The sequence below is a fragment of the Blautia sp. 210820-DFI.6.14 genome (assembly GCF_020558815.1).
In the GTDB taxonomy this organism is placed as follows: domain Bacteria; phylum Bacillota; class Clostridia; order Lachnospirales; family Lachnospiraceae; genus Blautia_A; species Blautia_A obeum.
Genome location: NZ_JAJCKS010000004.1, coordinates 165,997 through 184,129, shown reverse-complemented (window position 1 = coordinate 184,129; position 18,133 = coordinate 165,997). Strand labels below are relative to the sequence as shown.

Here is an 18,133-nt window from a genome sequence, read left to right as displayed (position 1 = left end):
ATTGTATGTCAGAAGCGAAATGGTATGTTGTTCATACTTATTCAGGGTATGAAAACAAAGTAAAAGCCAACATTGAAAAAACAATCGAAAACAGACACCTGGAAGACCAGATTCTGGAGGTTCGCGTTCCGCTGCAGGAAGTTGTGGAAATGCGTAACGGTGCTGCCAAGCAGGTCCAGAAAAAGATGTTTCCTGGTTATGTGCTTCTCAACATGGTCATGAATGATGATACCTGGTATGTTGTCCGCAACACCAGAGGTGTTACCGGATTCGTAGGACCGGGATCCAAACCGGTTCCGCTTACGGAAGAAGAAATGCTCCCGTTAGGAATCAAGAATGATGACATTCAGGTAGACTTTGCAGAGGGTGATATGGTTGTTGTAACAGCTGGAGCATGGAAAGATACTGCAGGTGTTATTACTGCAATCAGCACTCAGAAGCAGACGGTTACTATCAATGTTGAATTGTTTGGCCGCGAAACGCCGGTAGAAATAAGTTTCGCAGATATTAAGAAGGCGTAACACATTCAAGTGGGAGGGAAGAACCCCCGCCAATACCACATAGGAGGTGCCGAAAAATGGCAAAAAAAGTAACAGGTTATATTAAATTACAGATTCCTGCTGGTAAAGCAACTCCAGCACCACCGGTTGGTCCGGCTCTTGGACAGCACGGTGTAAACATTGTACAGTTCACAAAAGAGTTTAATGCAAGAACAGCAGATCAGGGAGATCTTATCATTCCTGTAGTTATCACTGTTTATGCAGACAGAAGTTTCAGCTTCATAACCAAAACTCCGCCGGCAGCTGTTCTTCTTAAGAAAGCAGCTAACATCAAATCAGGTTCCGGCGTACCGAACAAAACAAAGGTTGCAAAAGTAACAAAAGCTCAGATTCAGGAAATCGCTGAACTGAAAATGAAAGACCTGAATGCAGCATCCCTTGAAGCAGCTATGAGCATGATCTCTGGTACTGCTAGAAGTATGGGAATCGAAGTCGTAGACTGAGAAAAAATTAATTGAAGTGAGTGGGAGGGAAATTCCCGCAATTACCACAGGAGGTTATAGAAATGAAACGAGGAAAGAAATACGTGGAAGCTGCTAAAGCAGTAGACCGCGCAACATTATATGATACCGCTGAGGCTATCAGCCTTGTAAAGAAATCCGCAGTTGCTAAATTTGACGAAACTATCGAAGTTCACATCCGTACAGGCTGCGATGGACGTCATGCAGATCAGCAGATCCGTGGTGCAGTAGTTCTGCCTCATGGAACTGGTAAAAAAGTTCGTGTTCTTGTATTCGCAAAAGACGCTAAAGCTGAAGAAGCTAAAGCAGCTGGAGCTGATTACGTAGGAGCAGAAGATCTCATCCCGAGAATTCAGAACGAAGGATGGCTGGATTTCGACGTTGTTGTTGCTACACCAGACATGATGGGTGTTGTAGGACGTCTTGGTCGTGTACTTGGACCAAAAGGTCTTATGCCAAACCCGAAAGCTGGAACAGTAACTATGGACGTTACAAAAGCGATCAATGATATCAAAGCAGGTAAGATTGAATACCGTCTTGACAAAACCAATATCATCCATGTTCCGATCGGTAAAGCTTCCTTTACTGAGGAACAGTTAAGCGACAACTTCCAGACGCTGATTGAGGCGATCGTTAAAGCTAGACCAAGCACACTGAAAGGACAGTACATGAAGAGTATCGTTCTTACACCTACTATGGGACCTGGTGTGAAAGTTAACCCGGCTAAATTCGCCTAAATAAATGACAAAAAAGATACCCTTTTGAAGGGTGTCTTTTTTTTATGTTTCCGAAATTTTTTCTTTAATATACTTTTTTATATTTGGAAATATGAAAACCATCCGAGGGGGAACTCGCTCACAGTTGCGAAGGCCGCTGTTCCCCCTCGGACTCCCCCTTGTCGGCCACGCTGAAAAGATCTGACAAAGAGAAGCATGTGTGAAAACTATGAAGGTGCTTGTGAAGTGGTGCAGCTAACGAACACTCATTTCCAGGGTTGGTGAGTGAGTTTGTGGAGTATGTTGGAGGCGGGGAGGGTGTATCCGGGAGGGGGAAGCCTGAAGAGGTTCGTGAAAGTACTTAGGCTCTGGGATTTTGTGTTGAGCATAAAAATGGCACTGTTTGAGCGAAGCGAGTTTGACATTTTTATGATCGCTTTTAGCAAAATATCAGAGTCTTAGTACTTTAGAACCGATGAATTTTCCCCCTCCCGGATACACCCACCCCCGCCCTTGCATCTCCAATCATACCCATCACAGGGTTCCCTTCCTTTCTTAATAAAACATTAAAGTTTTTTACAGGATTTTGTGGTAATATGATACAATAATAAGAAACTTCAATAGAAAAGAAGGGGCGGTATGGCTGATAAGAAACGTAGAAATACTCCAAATACAGGAAATAAAAGAAATAACGGTCGAAGAAAAAAGAAGGGCAGGCTCAAGGGTCTGATTGCTGCAGAACTGATCGTAGTTGTCGTTCTTGTAATGATCGTGGGGCATAATCTGGGACTGGGAACAGGAATCACCAACTTCGTAAACAGTATCCGTAAACCTGCAGTCGAGGAACTGGATATTACGGGAATCAACAGCCCTTATGCGGTGCTCATGAATGCAAAGAGTGGCAAAGTCATCGGTGATATTAATGGTGAAGAACAAATGTATCCGGCTTCTATGACAAAGATCATGACTACAATCCTTGCGATTGAAAATCTCAAGGATCTGAATCAGGAGATTACGATTACAAATGATATGGTAGCGGATCTTTATGTGCAGGATGCAATGCAGGCTGGATTTCAGCCGAATGAGACAGTGAAGGCAATTGATCTTCTCTACGGAGTCATGCTTCCGTCCGGTGCAGAGTGCTGCGTAGCGTTGGCAGACACCGTTGCGGGTTCGGTGAGTGATTTTGTAACTCTTATGAATGAAAAAGCAGAGAAGCTTGGAATGACAGGTACTCATTTCAGTTCCATTTCAGGACTGCACAGGGAAGATCATTACAGCACAGCAAAAGACATTGCGCTGTTGCTTCGTTATGCGATAAAAAATGACACTTTCCGTGAGATTATTGAAAGTCCATATCATTCTACATCAGGAACAAATATTCATCCGGATGGAATCACATTTTACAGTACGATGTTTAAGAATTTGTCGGATACTTCTGTGATCGATGGAGAGATCAAAGGAGGCAAGACCGGATACACGAGTCAGGCAGGTCATTGCCTCGCAAGTTTTGCAGAAATTGATGGAGTAGAATACATTCTTGTAACAGCTGGTGCACCGGGCACAGGTAATCCGCATATTGATGATGCAGTAAAATTGTATAATCGGCTGGGTGAGTCATCCTCTGTATTGTATGGAAGATAATGTGCGGCAGGAGATACGAAGTTTTGGATGAAATTAAGAAAGTTTCTGAAACAGTTCAAGTGCAAGTTCTTTGAATTCTTTTTCTACAGAACTGAAAGTGCGCTCAGACAGGTCGGGAGTAGAAGACAGGGGGATGATTTCCCTGTCTTTTTCACCTTTCATAAGAGTTTTTAATTCCAGTTCCAGGATTTCATTATCAATCTGTTTCCATTTTTGATTCTCTTCATCAGTTAGGTCATCAAGATGAAATTTTTCCCAGATCGCATCCATGATCATAGATTCGATTTCCAGGTAGTTCTGCAGATGGACTTTAACCGGGCGGATGACATCGGAAATGTAACATTCACTTGCATCGTGCAGAAGACAGGCAAGAGCCATTCGGTCAGACCATCCACGTGCCAGAGCTTCATGAGCACAGTTAATGGAATGCTGGCCTACAGAATAAAACCACCGGATCTGCCCGCCACCGCGGCAGACAAGACTTAAAGCATGTGCAATATCTTCCAGATAAACATCTTCTGAGGCGATCTTCATTGGATCAAATTTTCGCCCACTGTATGTATTCATTACACTCATAAATGACACTTCCTTTTTATTGTTTGAGGGACTGTTTCCGTTCAAGAATGCCTCGGCATTCTTGCTGCGAGATGCGCGTCATGCAAAGCATGACATATTTCTTTTGCGCATCTCTGCAATCCTGCCGGAGGCTATATCAGATGGGGGATTGACTCCCACCACTGATACTAATTTGCTCCTCGCCACCTAAAGAGGTGGGAGTCATCTCACATCTGATATATATAATTTTAGTATACGTATTTTTTCTATAATATGAAAGAGTATTTGGGAAAATGTTTGGTATTGCAACAGACTTTCAATCATTTGTTAGTGACAGACAGAAAAAATCCCCCTAAAACATTGATATATCCAGGGTACGGACAGCATATCATGTTTCAAAGGGGATTTTTGATGTTCATTTGTTATTTGCCAAATGATAAATGAAAAGATGCAGTTTCAGAATAAAGTTTCTTCGTTTTCATCAAACAGTTTGTCGTTGATCTCAAAAAGATCAAGTTTATGCAGAAGTCCGTAATATATAATTGAATCACGTTTCAGCTTGGGATATAATTGGGCTTTTCCACAACGTCTCAATAATTCCTGGGTTTCTTCTACGCTTGCATCCAGACCGTAACACAGACACAGCAGACGGTTTCGGGAAGGATTTCGGCGACCGGCAAAAATCTGGTGCAGATAGATTTCGCTCATGCCTGACTGTTTGGCAAGAGCCGCTTTTGAGATATTTTTCTTTTCAAACAGATGGTTTAATAATTCTGCCACATTTTTATTTACAAACTGTTCCTGGTTTTGTGACAGAAACTGAGTCAGATCTGGTGAATCCATAAGTTCCTGCTGTAAACCATCTGTATTTTTCTTTTTCATAATCCGCGCCTTTACTCATCGTTATTTTTGAACAATATATTGCTATTCGTGCTGCTTTACGAATAGTATCAATAGTAATACAAATATTCTATTTGTTATATTACTTGCTGAATAATTACTAATAAGTTATAATATTTTAAATAGTATACATAAATTAAAATATACTATAAACAGTTCTGAAAAACAATATGCAGACCGCATAGTAAAAAGGAATATCAGTTACAACAGTAACGAGTAAGGATGAGAAATATGAATATTTACGACAGTCTTTTGGGTGCAGTTCATAGCGAATATGATGTGCTCATGCTGATCAAAAAAAGTGAACGGGGCGAGGTCTCACTTGTACGTCACAGAGACAGCGGCACCCGTTATATTTTCCGGCATTTTTATGGAAACAGTGAAGTTTATCAGAAACTTCTGAATGTTTCCTGTCCAAATCTGCCGCAAATAATGGAAGTCGGAGAAAAAGATGGAAAGACAGCTCTGCTGGAAGAATATGTGCAGGGCGATACGCTTAGCGAGATCCTAGAAGGCGGTCTTCTGACAATTGCGGAGTCGAAACAGATTGCAAGACAGCTTTGTTCTGCATTGTGGGTATTTCATTCTATGGGTGTGGTGCACAGAGATGTGAAGCCGGATAATGTTATTATACGTGGAAAAGAAGCTGTTCTGATCGATTTTGATGCATCAAGAATATATAAAAGCACAATTCAGGAAGATACGCAGATTCTGGGAACAACTGGATTTGCAGCACCGGAGCAGTATGGCCTTTCGCAGTCGGATGGACGGGCAGATATCTATGCGCTTGGTGTTTTACTTAATATTATGCTGACCGGCGAACATCCTTCCAGGAAACTTGCAGGTGGCAGAATGGGAAGAATTGTTCAACGCTGTACAATGGTTAATCCATCAAAAAGATACAAGAATATTCTTCATCTGCTGGAGGTTCTGTAGCAAATTTTCTATAAAAATAGAGAAGAAAATAAAAAGAGATAAAGGGGAAAGTCAATGAGTAAAAAGTGTATAAAATGTGGGGAGATACTGCCGGATGACGCGTCTTTCTGCCCGCACTGTACAACAGTTCAGACAGAAAAGAAAGAGATAAAGACGCCAAGAAAGTGGAGAAAGAAAGCAGTGATAGGAGTGGCAGTTCTGGCCGTAGCTGCGGTTATCGGAATAGCTTTTTCTATCTATCACAGACCAAAAACATATGAAGGCGGTGCTCAGATCACTTATACGGATAAGGGAAAATCATACAAAGTCCTGCTGAGTTTTTCTGAGGAAGGTGGTATGACGGGACATGCCCAGGGGGAGCGTACAGATACGCTGTCGGAAGGAATGAACAGTGCACTTCCATGCCAGCTGTATGTATTAAATAAAGATACAGGAGAGCTGGCCGGAGAAGAATTTTCCAAAGAGGTAGAGTCCTGCAAAGTAGATACAAAGCCATCAGAAGGTTCACAGAAAATGGAATATGTAGAGCCGGTGTACAATGAAAGCTTCCCAAATGCAGCGTATGTTTCTGATATCAATTATGTATCTGACAGTGGAACGAATGATATCCAGTGGACACTTACCATGAAGAATGGAGATACAATTTTTCTTAGTACAAGACTTACGATTGAAAAACAACCGGCAGTCAGTTATTATGCGGAAGATACACCGATGGAGACCACCGAAGAGCTGAATGCCCTGCTCGCTTCCATTGAAGAAGAGGCGTCTGCAGATACACCGGTATATCTGCATCTTCCGGCAGTGACCTATGACGGAGATATCACTTTTGGTGATCATGTCTGGGGTATTTCAGGAAGCAAAGACGGTGATGCGGTGACTACTTTCACCGGAACTGTCAGTATAAAGGGACATGATGGTAACTATGCAGATCTGTCAGGGATTAATTTTGAAGGTAAGGGTGGAATCGGACTGGATGCGTATTGTCTGGTACTTCTTACCGATTGTAACTTCACGGGTTGGGATACGGCTGCTGTTGCACAGAATGGTGCATGGGTTAATGCAATGGAATGTACGTTCGCGAATAATACGGTTGGTTTGAAATTTAATACCTCTATGGCTTACGGTACTGCGCCAAACTATGTGAATAATACATTTACGGATAATGGAACTGCTGTCTGCATTGACAGTCTGCCGGGAAATGAGGTTATTGATTTTGCCGGAAGCGTGTTCTCGGGAAATGATACGGATATTGAGAATAAAGCAGATCATGCAGTAGATACAGCGAAAGCGACATTTGAATAAAGAACAGTCTGAAAGCTTCTGCGATATAATTTGCAGGAGCTTTTTTATAAATAAAAAAATAAACTATGCTGCGAGGTAATGGGTTTTGTTTCTTTTTCATTTTATAATGATTTATCAGTCTGTTTGCAGACAATAAAAAAGAAGGGAATGGGGTTTATATGAAAAGAAACAAAATCGCAATGCTTCTGGCAATGGCACTTACTGTTACACAGAGTGTAGCCGTACCGGTAGCAGCAGAGGAACTGACAGCAGATGCCGGTCAGGAAGTGGAAATGAGCCAGGATGATGCTGATGCAGAAGCAGCAGTAGAATCAGAAGGGGCTGCTTCAGAGGATGCAGAAGTAAATATTCAGGAGGATGAGTTTTCCGTAGGAGACGGTGAGGATGCAGAAATCCAGGAAGAAGCGGAAGAAACGCAGAATGTGGATTTTACAGCCGGAGATGAAAGCACAGAGGCTGTAGGGGAAGAAGAATCCAAATATAGTCTGATGTATGATTTTATGGACGGGCATACAGGAAATGGTACTATGCTTCCAAACAGCCAGATGACGATTTCAACCAGCGTGTATCATTCTGATGAAGATGGCGATGAGACAATTTCAGAAGCATACAAATTAGAACTTAAACCAATGGAAGATGATTGGGACTATACCGGAAAGGTAGATGTCTCTGTAGATGATAATAATATTGTTATAAATTCTCATGGGGTAACAGGAGCTTTTGGTATTTATGTGACAGTCAGCTCAGATGCTTTTAAAACATTTACCAGTAAAGTTTATTTTGAAATCAGTGAATATGTGATCATGCCGGAAAATGTCACGGATGCAGATGGAAATGTACTTAATCCTAAGGTGGGAGAACAGATTGATATTGCCAAAGATATGCAACCACAGCTTTTCCGTTATGAAAAAGATACGAAGAAACTTAGTCCTGTAACAGGAGATAATTATAAGATTATTATTTATAGAGGGACAGATGAGGAAACAGGTGAACCTGATAATGACTACGATACAGAAGGATGGAAATGGATTGAAGTTTCCGGGCAGGAACTTCCGATATTGGAGAGAATAACGGAAAACGGTACCAGCTTTGCTCTGACAGCTCTGGAGAAAGATGAAGACGGAAGATGGAATTATATCGCAAGACGTGATTATCAGGTAGATTCTTTACATGATGATGGAGATGACGGGGATGATGGAGATAACGGAGACCATGGTAATAACACACCGATGCTGGGACCGGATGCTCTTACAGACGCAAATGGAAATAAACTGAATCCACAGGTTGGAGAAGTAATTGATTATGCGAAGAAGGGCGTTGCTCTGTACCATTATGTAGGGGGAAAATTAACAGGTGTTGGAGATCCGGAGACATTAAAAATTGAAACTGTGTATGATGAAAATGACTGGAGCGTACAGTATACGGAAGGCTGGGATGTTCCGACCATGACCCGAAAGACAAAAGATGCTACATGGATCTTTTTTAAGGCATGGGAGAAAAAACTGGAGACAGGAAGATGGGAAATAATTGATACAAAGAGATATGAATTTGATGCCACAGATAAAGTACACAGCCACAGCTGGGTGACTAAAAATGTTGTAAAAGAAGCTACCTGTACAGAAGCAGGAAGTAAGGTTGAAAATTGTGCTTCCTGTGATGCAGTGCAGACTGTGTCAATCCCTGTAAAAGGCCATACTGTAATGAAAGATGCAGCAGTAGCTCCGACTGTATTTGCAGACGGAAAGACCGAAGGAAGTCATTGTTCTGTATGTGGTACAGTCCTTGAGAAGCAGAATACAATAGCAAAAGTTCCAGGTACCATTTATCTGACAGCTTCTTCATTGAAAATGAAAACAGGTCAGTCCACAACTGCATTCAAAGCAACGGGATTTTCAGAAGGAGACTATGTTACAGCAGTTACTTCAAATAAACCGAGAACTGTAAAAGTAACAAATGTAAACAAAAATGGAACATTCAAGCTGACTGCCGGCAAGAAGAAGGGAAGTGCTGTAGTCACTGTTACTCTTGCAAGCAAAAAGACAGCAAGCTTCAAGGTAACTGTTCAGAAGGCAGCAGTAAAAACCACTAAGATTACAACAACAACGAAATCACTGACACTTGCAAAAGGAGCTACCTACAAGAAATTGGCTTCTTCTATTGCAGTTACACCAGTAACAAGCAAAGAGAAAGTTACATATTCTTCTTCAAATAAGAAGGTAGCTACCGTCAGCTCCAAAGGTGTGATCAAAGCGAAAAAAGCCGGCACAGCAAAGATCACTGTCAAATCAGGAAGTAAGAAAGTTGTTGTAACTGTAAAGGTTACCGGCGTAAAAACAACAAATCTTTCCGGTGTTCCGGCAGCAAAAAGTGTTTCCAAGGGAAAATCTTTCAAGATTAAAGCCATAGCAACACCAAAGAACACAGATGAAAAAATTACTTTTAAATCATCTAACAAAAAAGTTGTAACTGTAACATCTAAGGGTGTAGTGAAAGGCCTGAAAAAGGGAACAGCAACGATCACAGTTCAGAGTGGTTCTAAGAAAATGACATGCAAAGTGACTGTGAAATAATAAAATGAAGGTTACTGTTCGCAGCAACAAATAAAGTGTAAGAGGCGATCTCCGTGAGCAATTGCGGAGATCGTTTTTGTTTGAATAACTGTGCGTCGCATTCTCGTTACTTCAGTGATGAGTTAGACGCACTATCTTTTTGAAAATAAGCAGAACAAATGTTTGTAAATTCTATTTACATATGGTATAATAAAAACATGGATAAAAATATGTTTAATATCAATAATAACGAATTTTCATATGGTAGATGATATGTGTATTCCCTGCAGTACCATCTGGTATGGTGTACAAAATATCGGAAAAAGGTTTTAAAAGATGGTATTGATGCAGAATGCAAGGAAATGCTCTATGACCTTGCAGAAGAATATAAATTCCAGATCCTGGCAATGGAGGTTATGCCGGATCATATCCATCTGCTTGTAGATTGCAGACCACAGTTTTATATCTCTGATATGATCAAGATCATGAAGGGGAACATTGCCAGACAGATATTTCTTGCTCATCCAGAACTGAAGAAGGAACTTTGGGGAGGGCATCTGTGGAATCCATCTTATTGTGCAGTAACGGTGAGTGACAGGAGCAGGGAACAGGTATGTTCTTATATCGAAGGGCAAAAAGAAAAATAGTAATCAAAGCCTCCGTTTTTTATATTTGTGAGAAAGAGGAAAAAAGATGAGGACAGTATCCAGTTATGGCGTAGAACTGCGAAAACAGAATATCCCGATCCGCCAGACACTGGATATTTACCGTTCTGCGGTCAGCTGTCTGATTGAGATCTATGCCCAGATATGGGATGAACTGGCAGTGATTAAGGAACCTAAAAAACGTTTCAATACTGCAGAACATCTGGTGCATACCACAAAAAAGAATCAGGCAAGGTTCGATTTTGACCTGCGATTTCCAAAGATGCCTTCTTATCTCAGAAGGGCAGCTGTCCAGCATGCGCTGGGAAGCGTATCCTCATATAAGACGAGGCTGGGACTGTGGAAAAAAACGGATCAGAAAGGCGGCGGGCCGAAGCTGGTGTGTGATAATCATGCCATGCCGGTATTTTACCGTGATGTGATGTACCGTGAAGATACTGAGGAAAAAGATGGAGCGTACCTGAAACTTTATGACGGCCATGACTGGAAATGGTTCCGGGTCAGTCTTAGCCATACAGATATGGAATATCTCAGAAAGAACTGGGCAGGAAAAAAAGCTACAGCACCCGTACTGGAAAAAAGACATCGTAAATACTTCCTGCGTTTTTCTTATACGGAAGAAGTGCCGCTTACAAAGACACCTGTAAAAGAACAGATCATCTGCAGTGTGGATTTAGGACTCAATACGGATGCAGTCTGTACCATTATGCGGTCAGATGGAACTGTCCTGGGAAGAAAGTTTATTAATTTTCCCAGTGAAAAAGACCGGATGTACCGTGTGCTGGGACGGATAAGCAGGTTTCAGCGCGAGCATGGCTCCGCACAGGTGAAAAGCAGATGGGCTTACGCGAAGCGTCTTAACACAGAACTCGGAAGGAAGGTCGCAGGGGCAGTTACAGGATATGCGGAAGAAAACCACGCGGATGTGATCGTGTTTGAGTATCTGGAAACAAAAGGAAAGATATCTGGGAGAAAGAAACAGAAGCTGCATCTGTGGAGGAAAAGGGATATCCAGAAAAGATGTGAACATCAGGCGCATAGAAGAGGGATGCGGATATCCAGGATCTGTGCGTGGAATACCAGCAGGCTTGCCTGTGATGGGTCGGGAACAGTTGTCCGTGATCCAGGCAATCACAGTTTATGTACATTCCAGAATGGAAAAAGATATAACTGTGATCTTTCGGCGTCCTATAATATTGGAGCAAGATATTTTATACGGGAACTCTTAAAACCCCTTCCGGTAACGGAAAGGTCTTTGCTGGAGGCAAAAGTCCCTTCAGTAAAGCGTAGGATCTCATGTGTATATGCGGACTTAAGAGAACTATTTTCAGAAATGGAACTCTTAAGAGCAGCATAAACACAGGCAGATATACAGCGGATTACCTGCAGTGTGGGAACCTGCCATATCTGGCATGGAAAAAAGTGCATGACTGCGCATATCCTAAGCTACAGGCGTATCCGCCGATATTTAGCCTTGTCGCTTAAAGCGACTGAGGAGCATGTGACTTTAGTCATGTGAGATCCACATGCGAGATTTCTGCCAGGTACCAGAGGCTTTTGCCTGAGTATGAAAAAGATTATTTATAGATGATACTGCTTAAAAAGTGTTATAATAAAACAACTTAAAATACAAAAAGGGGACTGAGCAGATAGATGGAACCTGAGAAACTGATAGAAACATTAGCTGTGGCGGAGCGTCTGAAAGATGCCACCAGGCACTGTTATACATCCAGAGGCCGCAGGGAAAGTGTGGCGGAGCATTCCTGGAGAATTACGTTGATGGCATATCTTGTCAGTGATGAGTTTCCGGAAGCAAATCTGGAAAAATTAATGAAAATGTGCTTGATCCATGACCTTGGAGAGGCATTTACCGGGGACATACCAACCTTTGAAAAGTCAGAAAAAGATGAAGAAAAAGAAGCATCACTTTTAAACGAATGGATGATGCAGCTGCCGGAACCTTTTGTCAGTGAAATGCAGGAGCTTTACAGAGAAATGGAAGAGCGGAAGACGCTGGAAGCCAGAATCTATAAGGCACTGGATAATCTGGAAGCTCTGATCCAGCATAATGAGTCGGATATCAGTACATGGATTCCGCTGGAATATGATCTGCAGATGACTTACGGAAATGATAAAGTGCAGTTTTCGGAGTATCTGACACGTCTCCGTGATGAAGTGCGGAATGACAGTAAGAAAAAGATTGCGGAGAGTATAAAAAAATCTGATTAAAAAAGATCCCCGGGGCATATGCCCTGGGGATCAGCTGTTTCATATAAAATTTAAAATTTTATTCTCCGAAATATCTCTTAAGCAGTCCAGCGAATGCTTTTCCGTGTCTTGCTTCGTCTCTTGCCATTTCATGAACTGTGTCATGGATTGCATCGAGGTTAGCAGCTTTTGCACGTTTAGCAAGATCGAATTTACCAGCTGTAGCGCCGTTCTCAGCTTCTACACGCATTTCGAGGTTTTTCTTTGTGCTGTCAGTAACAACTTCGCCGAGAAGTTCTGCGAATTTAGCAGCATGTTCTGCTTCTTCGTAAGCAGCTTTTTCCCAGTAAAGACCGATTTCCGGATAACCTTCTCTGTGGGCAACTCTTGCCATTGCAAGGTACATACCAACTTCGGAGCATTCACCCTGGAAGTTTGCTCTCAGATCTTCAAGAATGTCTTCGCTGACACCCTGAGCTACACCAACAACATGTTCAGCAGCCCATGTCAGGTTCTCATCCTGTTTTGTGAATTTGGAAGCAGGTGCTTTACATACTGGACAGACTTCCGGAGCCTCGTCACCTTCATGAACGTATCCACATACACTACATACCCATTTAGCCATAATCGTAATCTCCTTTTCTTAATTAAGTTAGTTTTGTTTAATAATAGTAATTATTCTCAATAACTGTAGCTTCAATCTATCATATCAAATAGTTAAAGTCAAGCAAATATCAAAAAATACATCATTTGTTCACACATTTCGGACATATTCCGAAAAAGCGTATATCACAATCTGAAATCTTACCAGGAAAGTTTTTGACAGCTTTTTCTGCAAGGCTGTTTAAATCCTCGGTTTCCAGATCAAGAACCTGTCCGCATTCCTTACACATGAAGTGGCAGTGTGGAGTAACGCATCCATCAAAATGGTCAGCACCTCCAAAATTAGACAGCTTCTGAATCTCTCCGATCTCAGATAAGAGAGAAAGGTTGCGATATACAGTTCCCAGACTGATGTTGGGATATATTTTCTTTATATTTTCATAAACAACATCTGCGGTAGGATGGTCTTTGCGGGTCATAAGGAAGTCCTTGATGGCTTCTCGCTGACGGCTGTATTTTAAGGTTGCCATATATCGTTTCCTTTCTACAATTTATTAACCGAAATATCTCTTAAGCAGACCTGCAAATGCTTTGCCGTGTCTTGCCTCGTCTCTTGCCATCTCATGAACAGTATCATGGATTGCGTCAAGATTGGCAGCTTTGGCACGTTTTGCAAGGTCAAATTTACCAGCGGTAGCACCATTTTCAGCTTCTACACGCATTTCAAGGTTTTTCTTTGTGCTGTCAGTAACAACTTCGCCAAGAAGTTCAGCGAATTTAGCAGCATGTTCTGCTTCTTCGTAAGCAGCTTTTTCCCAGTAAAGACCGATTTCCGGATAACCTTCTCTGTGGGCAACTCTTGCCATTGCAAGGTACATACCAACTTCGGAGCATTCACCCTGGAAGTTTGCTCTCAGATCTTCAAGAATGTCTTCGCTGACACCCTGAGCTACACCAACAACATGTTCAGCAGCCCATGTCAGGTTCTCATCCTGTTTTGTGAATTTGGAAGCAGGTGCTTTACATACTGGACAGACTTCCGGAGCCTCGTCACCTTCATGAACATAACCACATACATTACATACCCATTTTGCCATAATCTTAATCTCCTTTACATAATTGAAAATTGTTTTATTTAATAATAGTAATCGTTATTGTTTCTTGCCGTGACTATACTGTACCATAATGGTCCAGTCTTGTCAACAGAGAAATTATACTTTTTTGAAGAGTTTTTATATATTATTTGCTATAATAAGATACCAATGGATAACTTCGTTTAATATCATAAGAAAATCTTAATATTTTACCTCATGGATATTAATTCTTAACAGGTATAGTAAAAGCATGAAAAACAGGAGGCAGGGGAAATGGCAGAGATACTGGTATGCGATGACGACAAGGAAATCGTAGAGGCAATAGAGATTTATCTGACGCAGGAGGGACATCATATCCTGAAAGCATATGACGGTGAACAGGCAATAAGAGTTTTGCAGAATCATCCGGTGGATCTTCTGATCATTGATGTGATGATGCCGAAGCTGGATGGAATACGGGCAACACTTAAGATCCGAGAAGAAAATGCTCTTCCTATTATAATTTTATCTGCAAAATCAGAAGATGCGGACAAAATTCTTGGGTTGAATGTCGGGGCAGATGATTATGTGACAAAGCCTTTTAATCCGTTGGAACTGGTGGCCAGGGTGAAATCTCAGCTTCGCAGATATACACAGCTGGGGGCAATGACCGAGAAAAAAGAGAATATTTACGAAACGGGCGGACTTATGATCGATGATGATCGTAAAGAAGTTACTGTTGATGGAGAAAGTGTGAAGCTGACTCCGATTGAATATCGTATTCTCCTTTTTCTTGTGCAAAATCAGGGCAGAGTTTTTTCTATTAATCAGATTTATGAGAACATTTGGAATGAAGAAGCAATCGCAGCAGATAACACGGTAGCTGTTCATATTCGCCATATCAGAGAAAAGATTGAGATCAATCCCAAAGAGCCACGCTACCTCAAAGTAGTATGGGGACTTGGGTATAAAGTGGAAAAGATCTGAAATTCTGCCATGGAAAGTGGATAATCCCGGCACTTCCGGAAGGGCATTTATACAGAAAGGAAATGGAGTAATATGAAAAAAAGATGGTATAAAAAAAGTGGACTGAAAGGCCTGATGGTTTGTCTGACGATAGTTGCTCTGGTCGTAGGCTGTGTCTGCGGTGGCGCATCGATATGGCTTATGAGCAAGGGCATTCGTCCGATGGACAGCCGTAAATATGTAGACTCTGAGAGATTTACGGAAAACATGTACGAAACATCGCATACGATCCTGGAAGCACTTGGCGAAACGGAGATTTTAAATGAAAGCAGTAAGGAAGATCTGGTCGATCTTACAGAGCTGAAAGAAGGTAAAAGTCTCTCAAATAAAAATACATCCGGGCTTGCATATAAAGCCGGTGATCTGACAGAGTGGTCAAAGGGTTCCTGGGACAGAAGTGTGAATGTCCTGATCTGCAGAAGACCGGACAGCAGTGATTATTATATGTACTATAATGATTTTGTGGATAAGATCATCAGTGGAGAGCTGAAGTTTGTCTGGGGAAGTGATGAAGAAAAGCTAAGCCAGGAATATACAAAGGATATATTATCGATGCTTTCCGGAGAAGAATATGCTTACTATGATGATGGATATAACTATTCCGGAATTCGCATGGATGATGTAGAGTATGTAGAAGATGCAGATGGAAATGTTGTTTATACAAATATCTGGAATTATGAACCAAGTGGAAACAATGATGCGGCACTGAAAGAGGAATACAAACCAGACGGGGCAGACAGTATCCTTGATATTGTGAATAACAATAAAGAATGGAACGGAAATCTTCAAAAAGCATATCAGTATTTGTATGCAGCACTGGTAAAATACAATAATGCTGTGGATTCTAAAGATGTATTGGATGCGTATGCGCAGGGAAATACAAATTATAAGTATCTTTACGTAGATACAAAAACAAAAAAAGTATATAGCAATATAAAGTCAGTGACTTTCTCCAACTATAAGAAGATAATGACCGATATTGTGGACAGCAATGAGGCGTTCATGGTTATTGAACCGAAACAGCAGGACTGTATGGTGGGAATGGAAAACACTTTAGATCAAACGCTGGCATACTGGCAGCAAATGATCGAAAATTCTGGCCCGGCAGGAGAAAATTATATTTACTGTATTTCAGCGGATTCTGCGTTTCCTGTACTGGACTATGTTGCACAGGAGAAAACATATTACGATAAATTTGAACCATGGATCATGCCACTGCTCATTTTGACTGGTGTGGGATTTATTCTGGCACTTATCGGTCTGGTAATCCTGACGATCGCAGCAGGAAAGACAAATAAAGATCAGGAAGTGCATCTGAATTTCTTTGACCGGTGGTATACAGAAATCGCGGCATTGCTAGTATTTGGAATCTGGATCTATGGAGTTGCGATCATGATGCAGATGATGGATTCGGGAGATATGCGAATGGCAGGTTATCTGGTCGGAATGGGAATCTTGGGCATCTGGAGCGGCGCATGGTTCCTCATGGGATGGCTCAGTCTGGTACGTCGTATTAAGGCGAGATCAATCTGGCGGGACAGCGTACTCAGACATGTCCTGCTTTTTATCAGAAAGATTTTTTCGAAATTTGCGGATATGATTGTTTTTCTGAGTAATAATACGGTCAGCAGAATAAAGACGATCGTGGCATTTGGTGTATTTGTATTTTTGCTATTTATGGCGACAGGATTATTTGTTGGCGCAGATATTCCATTTTTCCTTCTGGTGTTTGTAGTGACCTGCTGGGTAGCTCTTTATTATCTGCTCAAAAAAGCCTGGGGAAGAGAACAGATTCTTGATGGTCTGAAAAAAATCACCGACGGAGATCTTCAATATAAGATTCCGACAGAGAAACTTTTCGGTGAACAGAAGAAGATAGCGGATTATATCAACCATATCGGAGAGGGACTGGATGCAGCAGTGGAAAACAGTCTGAAAAACGAACGAATGAAAACGGAACTGATCACCAATGTTTCTCATGATATCAAGACTCCGCTTACTTCAATCATCAATTATGTAGATCTTTTGAAGCGTGAAAATCCGGAAGATCCGAAGATCAGGGGATATCTGGAAGTGCTGGAAAACAAGGCACAGAGACTTAAAGTACTGACTGAGGATGTTGTAGAAGCATCTAAAGCCAGCACCGGCAATATTGCACTGGAAATGACAGATCTGAATTTTATTGAACTGGTACATCAGGTGATCGGTGAATTCGAAGAGAAATTTGAAGAAAGAAATCTGACGATGGTGGTTCATTTCGATGAGGAAGAAGCAATCATCTGTGCCGATGGACGCAGACTCTGGCGAGTACTTGAGAATGTTTTTGGAAATGTATCCAAATATGCGATGGAAAATACGAGAGTCTATGTAGACGTAAAAGTTGACCGACCGAATGTGCAGCTTTCTCTCAAAAATATCTCCGCACAGCCACTGAACATTTCTGCAGAGGAATTAACAGAGCGATTCATCCGTGGCGATGTTTCCCGAAACACCGAGGGCAGCGGCCTGGGCCTGTCAATCGCGAAAGATCTTGTACAGCTTCAGGGTGGAGAATTTAAACTGTATCTTGATGGAGATCTGTTTAAAGTGACGATTGAGTTTAGAATGAAATAGTTGGCGTAATATAAATACAGCTTTACTGATAGAATATTTATCAGTAGAGCTGTATTTTTCTTATTACACCTGTATCCGGTCTGCTACTTCATTTCCAACTGCCAGCCGGCGGTTATTGCTTCCGATGATCAGCCAGTCGCGGCATTTCTGAATAACCTGGATGGTGCTGCCTTCTTTGATGTCCATGTTTCTCATAGTTTCAAGGATTTCCGGAACACCGAACATCCATTTAATGGTACAGGTATCGCCTGTGTTTGTCTGTGATAAAGCTTGCATAAAAATCCCTCCTTTTGGGAAAAATAGAAATAGTTAGTGTCAGATA

18 protein-coding genes are annotated in these 18,133 nt (G+C 41.6%); 12 read left to right on the top strand and 6 right to left on the bottom strand.

Annotated elements, in window-relative coordinates:
• The first annotated feature begins 5 nt into the window (after positions 1-5).
• The 4 genes from nusG to LI112_RS05755 all read left to right on the top strand — a co-directional run bounded on the left by nusG (position 6) and on the right by LI112_RS05755 (position 3,381).
• Complete coding sequence (nusG, locus tag LI112_RS05770; protein WP_005425255.1) at positions 6-521, top strand: transcription termination/antitermination protein NusG; 516 nt, start codon at positions 6-8, stop codon at positions 519-521.
• A 56-nt stretch (positions 522-577) separates the two neighbouring features.
• A complete protein-coding gene (gene rplK / locus LI112_RS05765) occupies positions 578-1,003 on the top strand; it encodes a 50S ribosomal protein L11 (protein ID WP_005425256.1) in 426 nt (141 codons plus the stop codon).
• Between the two features lie 62 nt (positions 1,004-1,065).
• Positions 1,066-1,758 carry a 50S ribosomal protein L1 gene (gene rplA, locus LI112_RS05760; protein WP_005425261.1) on the top strand — a complete coding sequence of 231 codons (693 nt, stop codon included), beginning with the start codon at positions 1,066-1,068 and terminating at the stop codon, positions 1,756-1,758.
• A gap of 618 nt (positions 1,759-2,376) precedes the next feature.
• Entirely contained in the window at positions 2,377-3,381 is a 1,005-nt protein-coding gene (locus LI112_RS05755; RefSeq protein WP_005425267.1) for a D-alanyl-D-alanine carboxypeptidase family protein, read from the top strand.
• A gap of 33 nt (positions 3,382-3,414) precedes the next feature.
• On the opposite strand, the gene LI112_RS05750 is transcribed toward LI112_RS05755, so the two are convergent.
• Positions 3,415-3,957 carry a hypothetical protein gene (locus LI112_RS05750; protein WP_055066449.1) on the bottom strand — a complete coding sequence of 181 codons (543 nt, stop codon included), beginning with the start codon at positions 3,955-3,957 and terminating at the stop codon, positions 3,415-3,417.
• Between the two features lie 435 nt (positions 3,958-4,392).
• A complete protein-coding gene (locus tag LI112_RS05745) occupies positions 4,393-4,818 on the bottom strand; it encodes a helix-turn-helix transcriptional regulator (RefSeq protein ID WP_055055802.1) in 426 nt (141 codons plus the stop codon).
• Between the two features lie 249 nt (positions 4,819-5,067).
• Between LI112_RS05745 and LI112_RS05740 the strand changes: the two genes are divergently transcribed.
• The 6 genes from LI112_RS05740 (at position 5,068) to LI112_RS05715 (ending at position 12,517) form a co-directional block, all read left to right on the top strand.
• Positions 5,068-5,772, top strand: a complete 705-nt coding sequence (locus LI112_RS05740) for a serine/threonine-protein kinase (RefSeq protein ID WP_022388037.1) — start codon at positions 5,068-5,070, stop codon at positions 5,770-5,772.
• 54 nt (positions 5,773-5,826) lie between these two features.
• Positions 5,827-7,074: a zinc ribbon domain-containing protein gene (locus LI112_RS05735; RefSeq protein ID WP_022388038.1), complete on the top strand. Its 1,248-nt coding sequence runs from the start codon at positions 5,827-5,829 to the stop codon at positions 7,072-7,074.
• Between the two features lie 158 nt (positions 7,075-7,232).
• Complete coding sequence (locus LI112_RS05730) at positions 7,233-9,644, top strand: Ig-like domain-containing protein (RefSeq protein ID WP_227190346.1); 2,412 nt, start codon at positions 7,233-7,235, stop codon at positions 9,642-9,644.
• A gap of 254 nt (positions 9,645-9,898) precedes the next feature.
• The gene (gene tnpA / locus LI112_RS05725; RefSeq protein WP_227190345.1) at positions 9,899-10,270 is read left to right on the top strand and encodes an IS200/IS605 family transposase; all 372 of its coding nucleotides are present in this window, start codon (positions 9,899-9,901) and stop codon (positions 10,268-10,270) included.
• Positions 10,271-10,316: 46 nt separating this feature from the next.
• Positions 10,317-11,645: a transposase gene (locus LI112_RS05720; protein WP_227190344.1), complete on the top strand. Its 1,329-nt coding sequence runs from the start codon at positions 10,317-10,319 to the stop codon at positions 11,643-11,645.
• 296 nt (positions 11,646-11,941) lie between these two features.
• Positions 11,942-12,517 carry an HD family hydrolase gene (locus LI112_RS05715; protein ID WP_005425278.1) on the top strand — a complete coding sequence of 192 codons (576 nt, stop codon included), beginning with the start codon at positions 11,942-11,944 and terminating at the stop codon, positions 12,515-12,517.
• A gap of 58 nt (positions 12,518-12,575) precedes the next feature.
• Here LI112_RS05715 and LI112_RS05710 read toward each other — a convergent pair whose 3' ends face one another.
• The 3 genes from LI112_RS05710 to LI112_RS05700 all read right to left on the bottom strand — a co-directional run bounded on the left by LI112_RS05710 (position 12,576) and on the right by LI112_RS05700 (position 14,196).
• Positions 12,576-13,121 carry an NADH peroxidase gene (locus LI112_RS05710; RefSeq protein WP_055055809.1) on the bottom strand — a complete coding sequence of 182 codons (546 nt, stop codon included), beginning with the start codon at positions 13,119-13,121 and terminating at the stop codon, positions 12,576-12,578.
• Between the two features lie 121 nt (positions 13,122-13,242).
• A complete protein-coding gene (locus tag LI112_RS05705; protein ID WP_117739270.1) occupies positions 13,243-13,629 on the bottom strand; it encodes a transcriptional repressor in 387 nt (128 codons plus the stop codon).
• A gap of 24 nt (positions 13,630-13,653) precedes the next feature.
• Entirely contained in the window at positions 13,654-14,196 is a 543-nt protein-coding gene (locus LI112_RS05700; protein WP_055055811.1) for an NADH peroxidase, read from the bottom strand.
• A 270-nt stretch (positions 14,197-14,466) separates the two neighbouring features.
• On the opposite strand from LI112_RS05700, the gene LI112_RS05695 reads away from it, so the two are divergent.
• Positions 14,467-15,159: a response regulator transcription factor gene (locus tag LI112_RS05695; protein ID WP_173909226.1), complete on the top strand. Its 693-nt coding sequence runs from the start codon at positions 14,467-14,469 to the stop codon at positions 15,157-15,159.
• Positions 15,160-15,231: 72 nt separating this feature from the next.
• Positions 15,232-17,811 carry a HAMP domain-containing sensor histidine kinase gene (locus LI112_RS05690; protein ID WP_227190343.1) on the top strand — a complete coding sequence of 860 codons (2,580 nt, stop codon included), beginning with the start codon at positions 15,232-15,234 and terminating at the stop codon, positions 17,809-17,811.
• 63 nt (positions 17,812-17,874) lie between these two features.
• Here the strand turns inward: LI112_RS05690 and LI112_RS05685 are convergent, their stop codons facing one another.
• A complete protein-coding gene (locus LI112_RS05685) occupies positions 17,875-18,087 on the bottom strand; it encodes a FeoA family protein (protein WP_022388190.1) in 213 nt (70 codons plus the stop codon).
• Between the last annotated feature and the right edge of the window lie 46 nt (positions 18,088-18,133).

Excerpts from the sequence above, each read along its gene's own strand:
- LI112_RS05685 (WP_022388190.1), bottom strand. The coding sequence starts at position 18,087 with ATGCAAGCTTTATCACAGACAAACACAGGCGATACCTGTACCATTAAA.
- LI112_RS05730 (WP_227190346.1), top strand. The coding sequence starts at position 7,233 with ATGAAAAGAAACAAAATCGCAATGCTTCTGGCAATGGCACTTACTGTT.
- rplA (WP_005425261.1), top strand. The coding sequence starts at position 1,066 with ATGAAACGAGGAAAGAAATACGTGGAAGCTGCTAAAGCAGTAGACCGC.
- LI112_RS05755 (WP_005425267.1), top strand. The coding sequence starts at position 2,377 with ATGGCTGATAAGAAACGTAGAAATACTCCAAATACAGGAAATAAAAGA.
- nusG (WP_005425255.1), top strand. The coding sequence starts at position 6 with ATGTCAGAAGCGAAATGGTATGTTGTTCATACTTATTCAGGGTATGAA.
- LI112_RS05690 (WP_227190343.1), top strand. The coding sequence starts at position 15,232 with ATGAAAAAAAGATGGTATAAAAAAAGTGGACTGAAAGGCCTGATGGTT.
- LI112_RS05720 (WP_227190344.1), top strand. The coding sequence starts at position 10,317 with ATGAGGACAGTATCCAGTTATGGCGTAGAACTGCGAAAACAGAATATC.
- LI112_RS05750 (WP_055066449.1), bottom strand. The coding sequence starts at position 3,957 with ATGAGTGTAATGAATACATACAGTGGGCGAAAATTTGATCCAATGAAG.
- LI112_RS05710 (WP_055055809.1), bottom strand. The coding sequence starts at position 13,121 with ATGGCTAAATGGGTATGTAGTGTATGTGGATACGTTCATGAAGGTGAC.
- rplK (WP_005425256.1), top strand. The coding sequence starts at position 578 with ATGGCAAAAAAAGTAACAGGTTATATTAAATTACAGATTCCTGCTGGT.
- LI112_RS05740 (WP_022388037.1), top strand. The coding sequence starts at position 5,068 with ATGAATATTTACGACAGTCTTTTGGGTGCAGTTCATAGCGAATATGAT.
- LI112_RS05700 (WP_055055811.1), bottom strand. The coding sequence starts at position 14,196 with ATGGCAAAATGGGTATGTAATGTATGTGGTTATGTTCATGAAGGTGAC.
- LI112_RS05715 (WP_005425278.1), top strand. The coding sequence starts at position 11,942 with ATGGAACCTGAGAAACTGATAGAAACATTAGCTGTGGCGGAGCGTCTG.
- LI112_RS05695 (WP_173909226.1), top strand. The coding sequence starts at position 14,467 with ATGGCAGAGATACTGGTATGCGATGACGACAAGGAAATCGTAGAGGCA.
- LI112_RS05745 (WP_055055802.1), bottom strand. The coding sequence starts at position 4,818 with ATGAAAAAGAAAAATACAGATGGTTTACAGCAGGAACTTATGGATTCA.
- LI112_RS05705 (WP_117739270.1), bottom strand. The coding sequence starts at position 13,629 with ATGGCAACCTTAAAATACAGCCGTCAGCGAGAAGCCATCAAGGACTTC.
- LI112_RS05735 (WP_022388038.1), top strand. The coding sequence starts at position 5,827 with ATGAGTAAAAAGTGTATAAAATGTGGGGAGATACTGCCGGATGACGCG.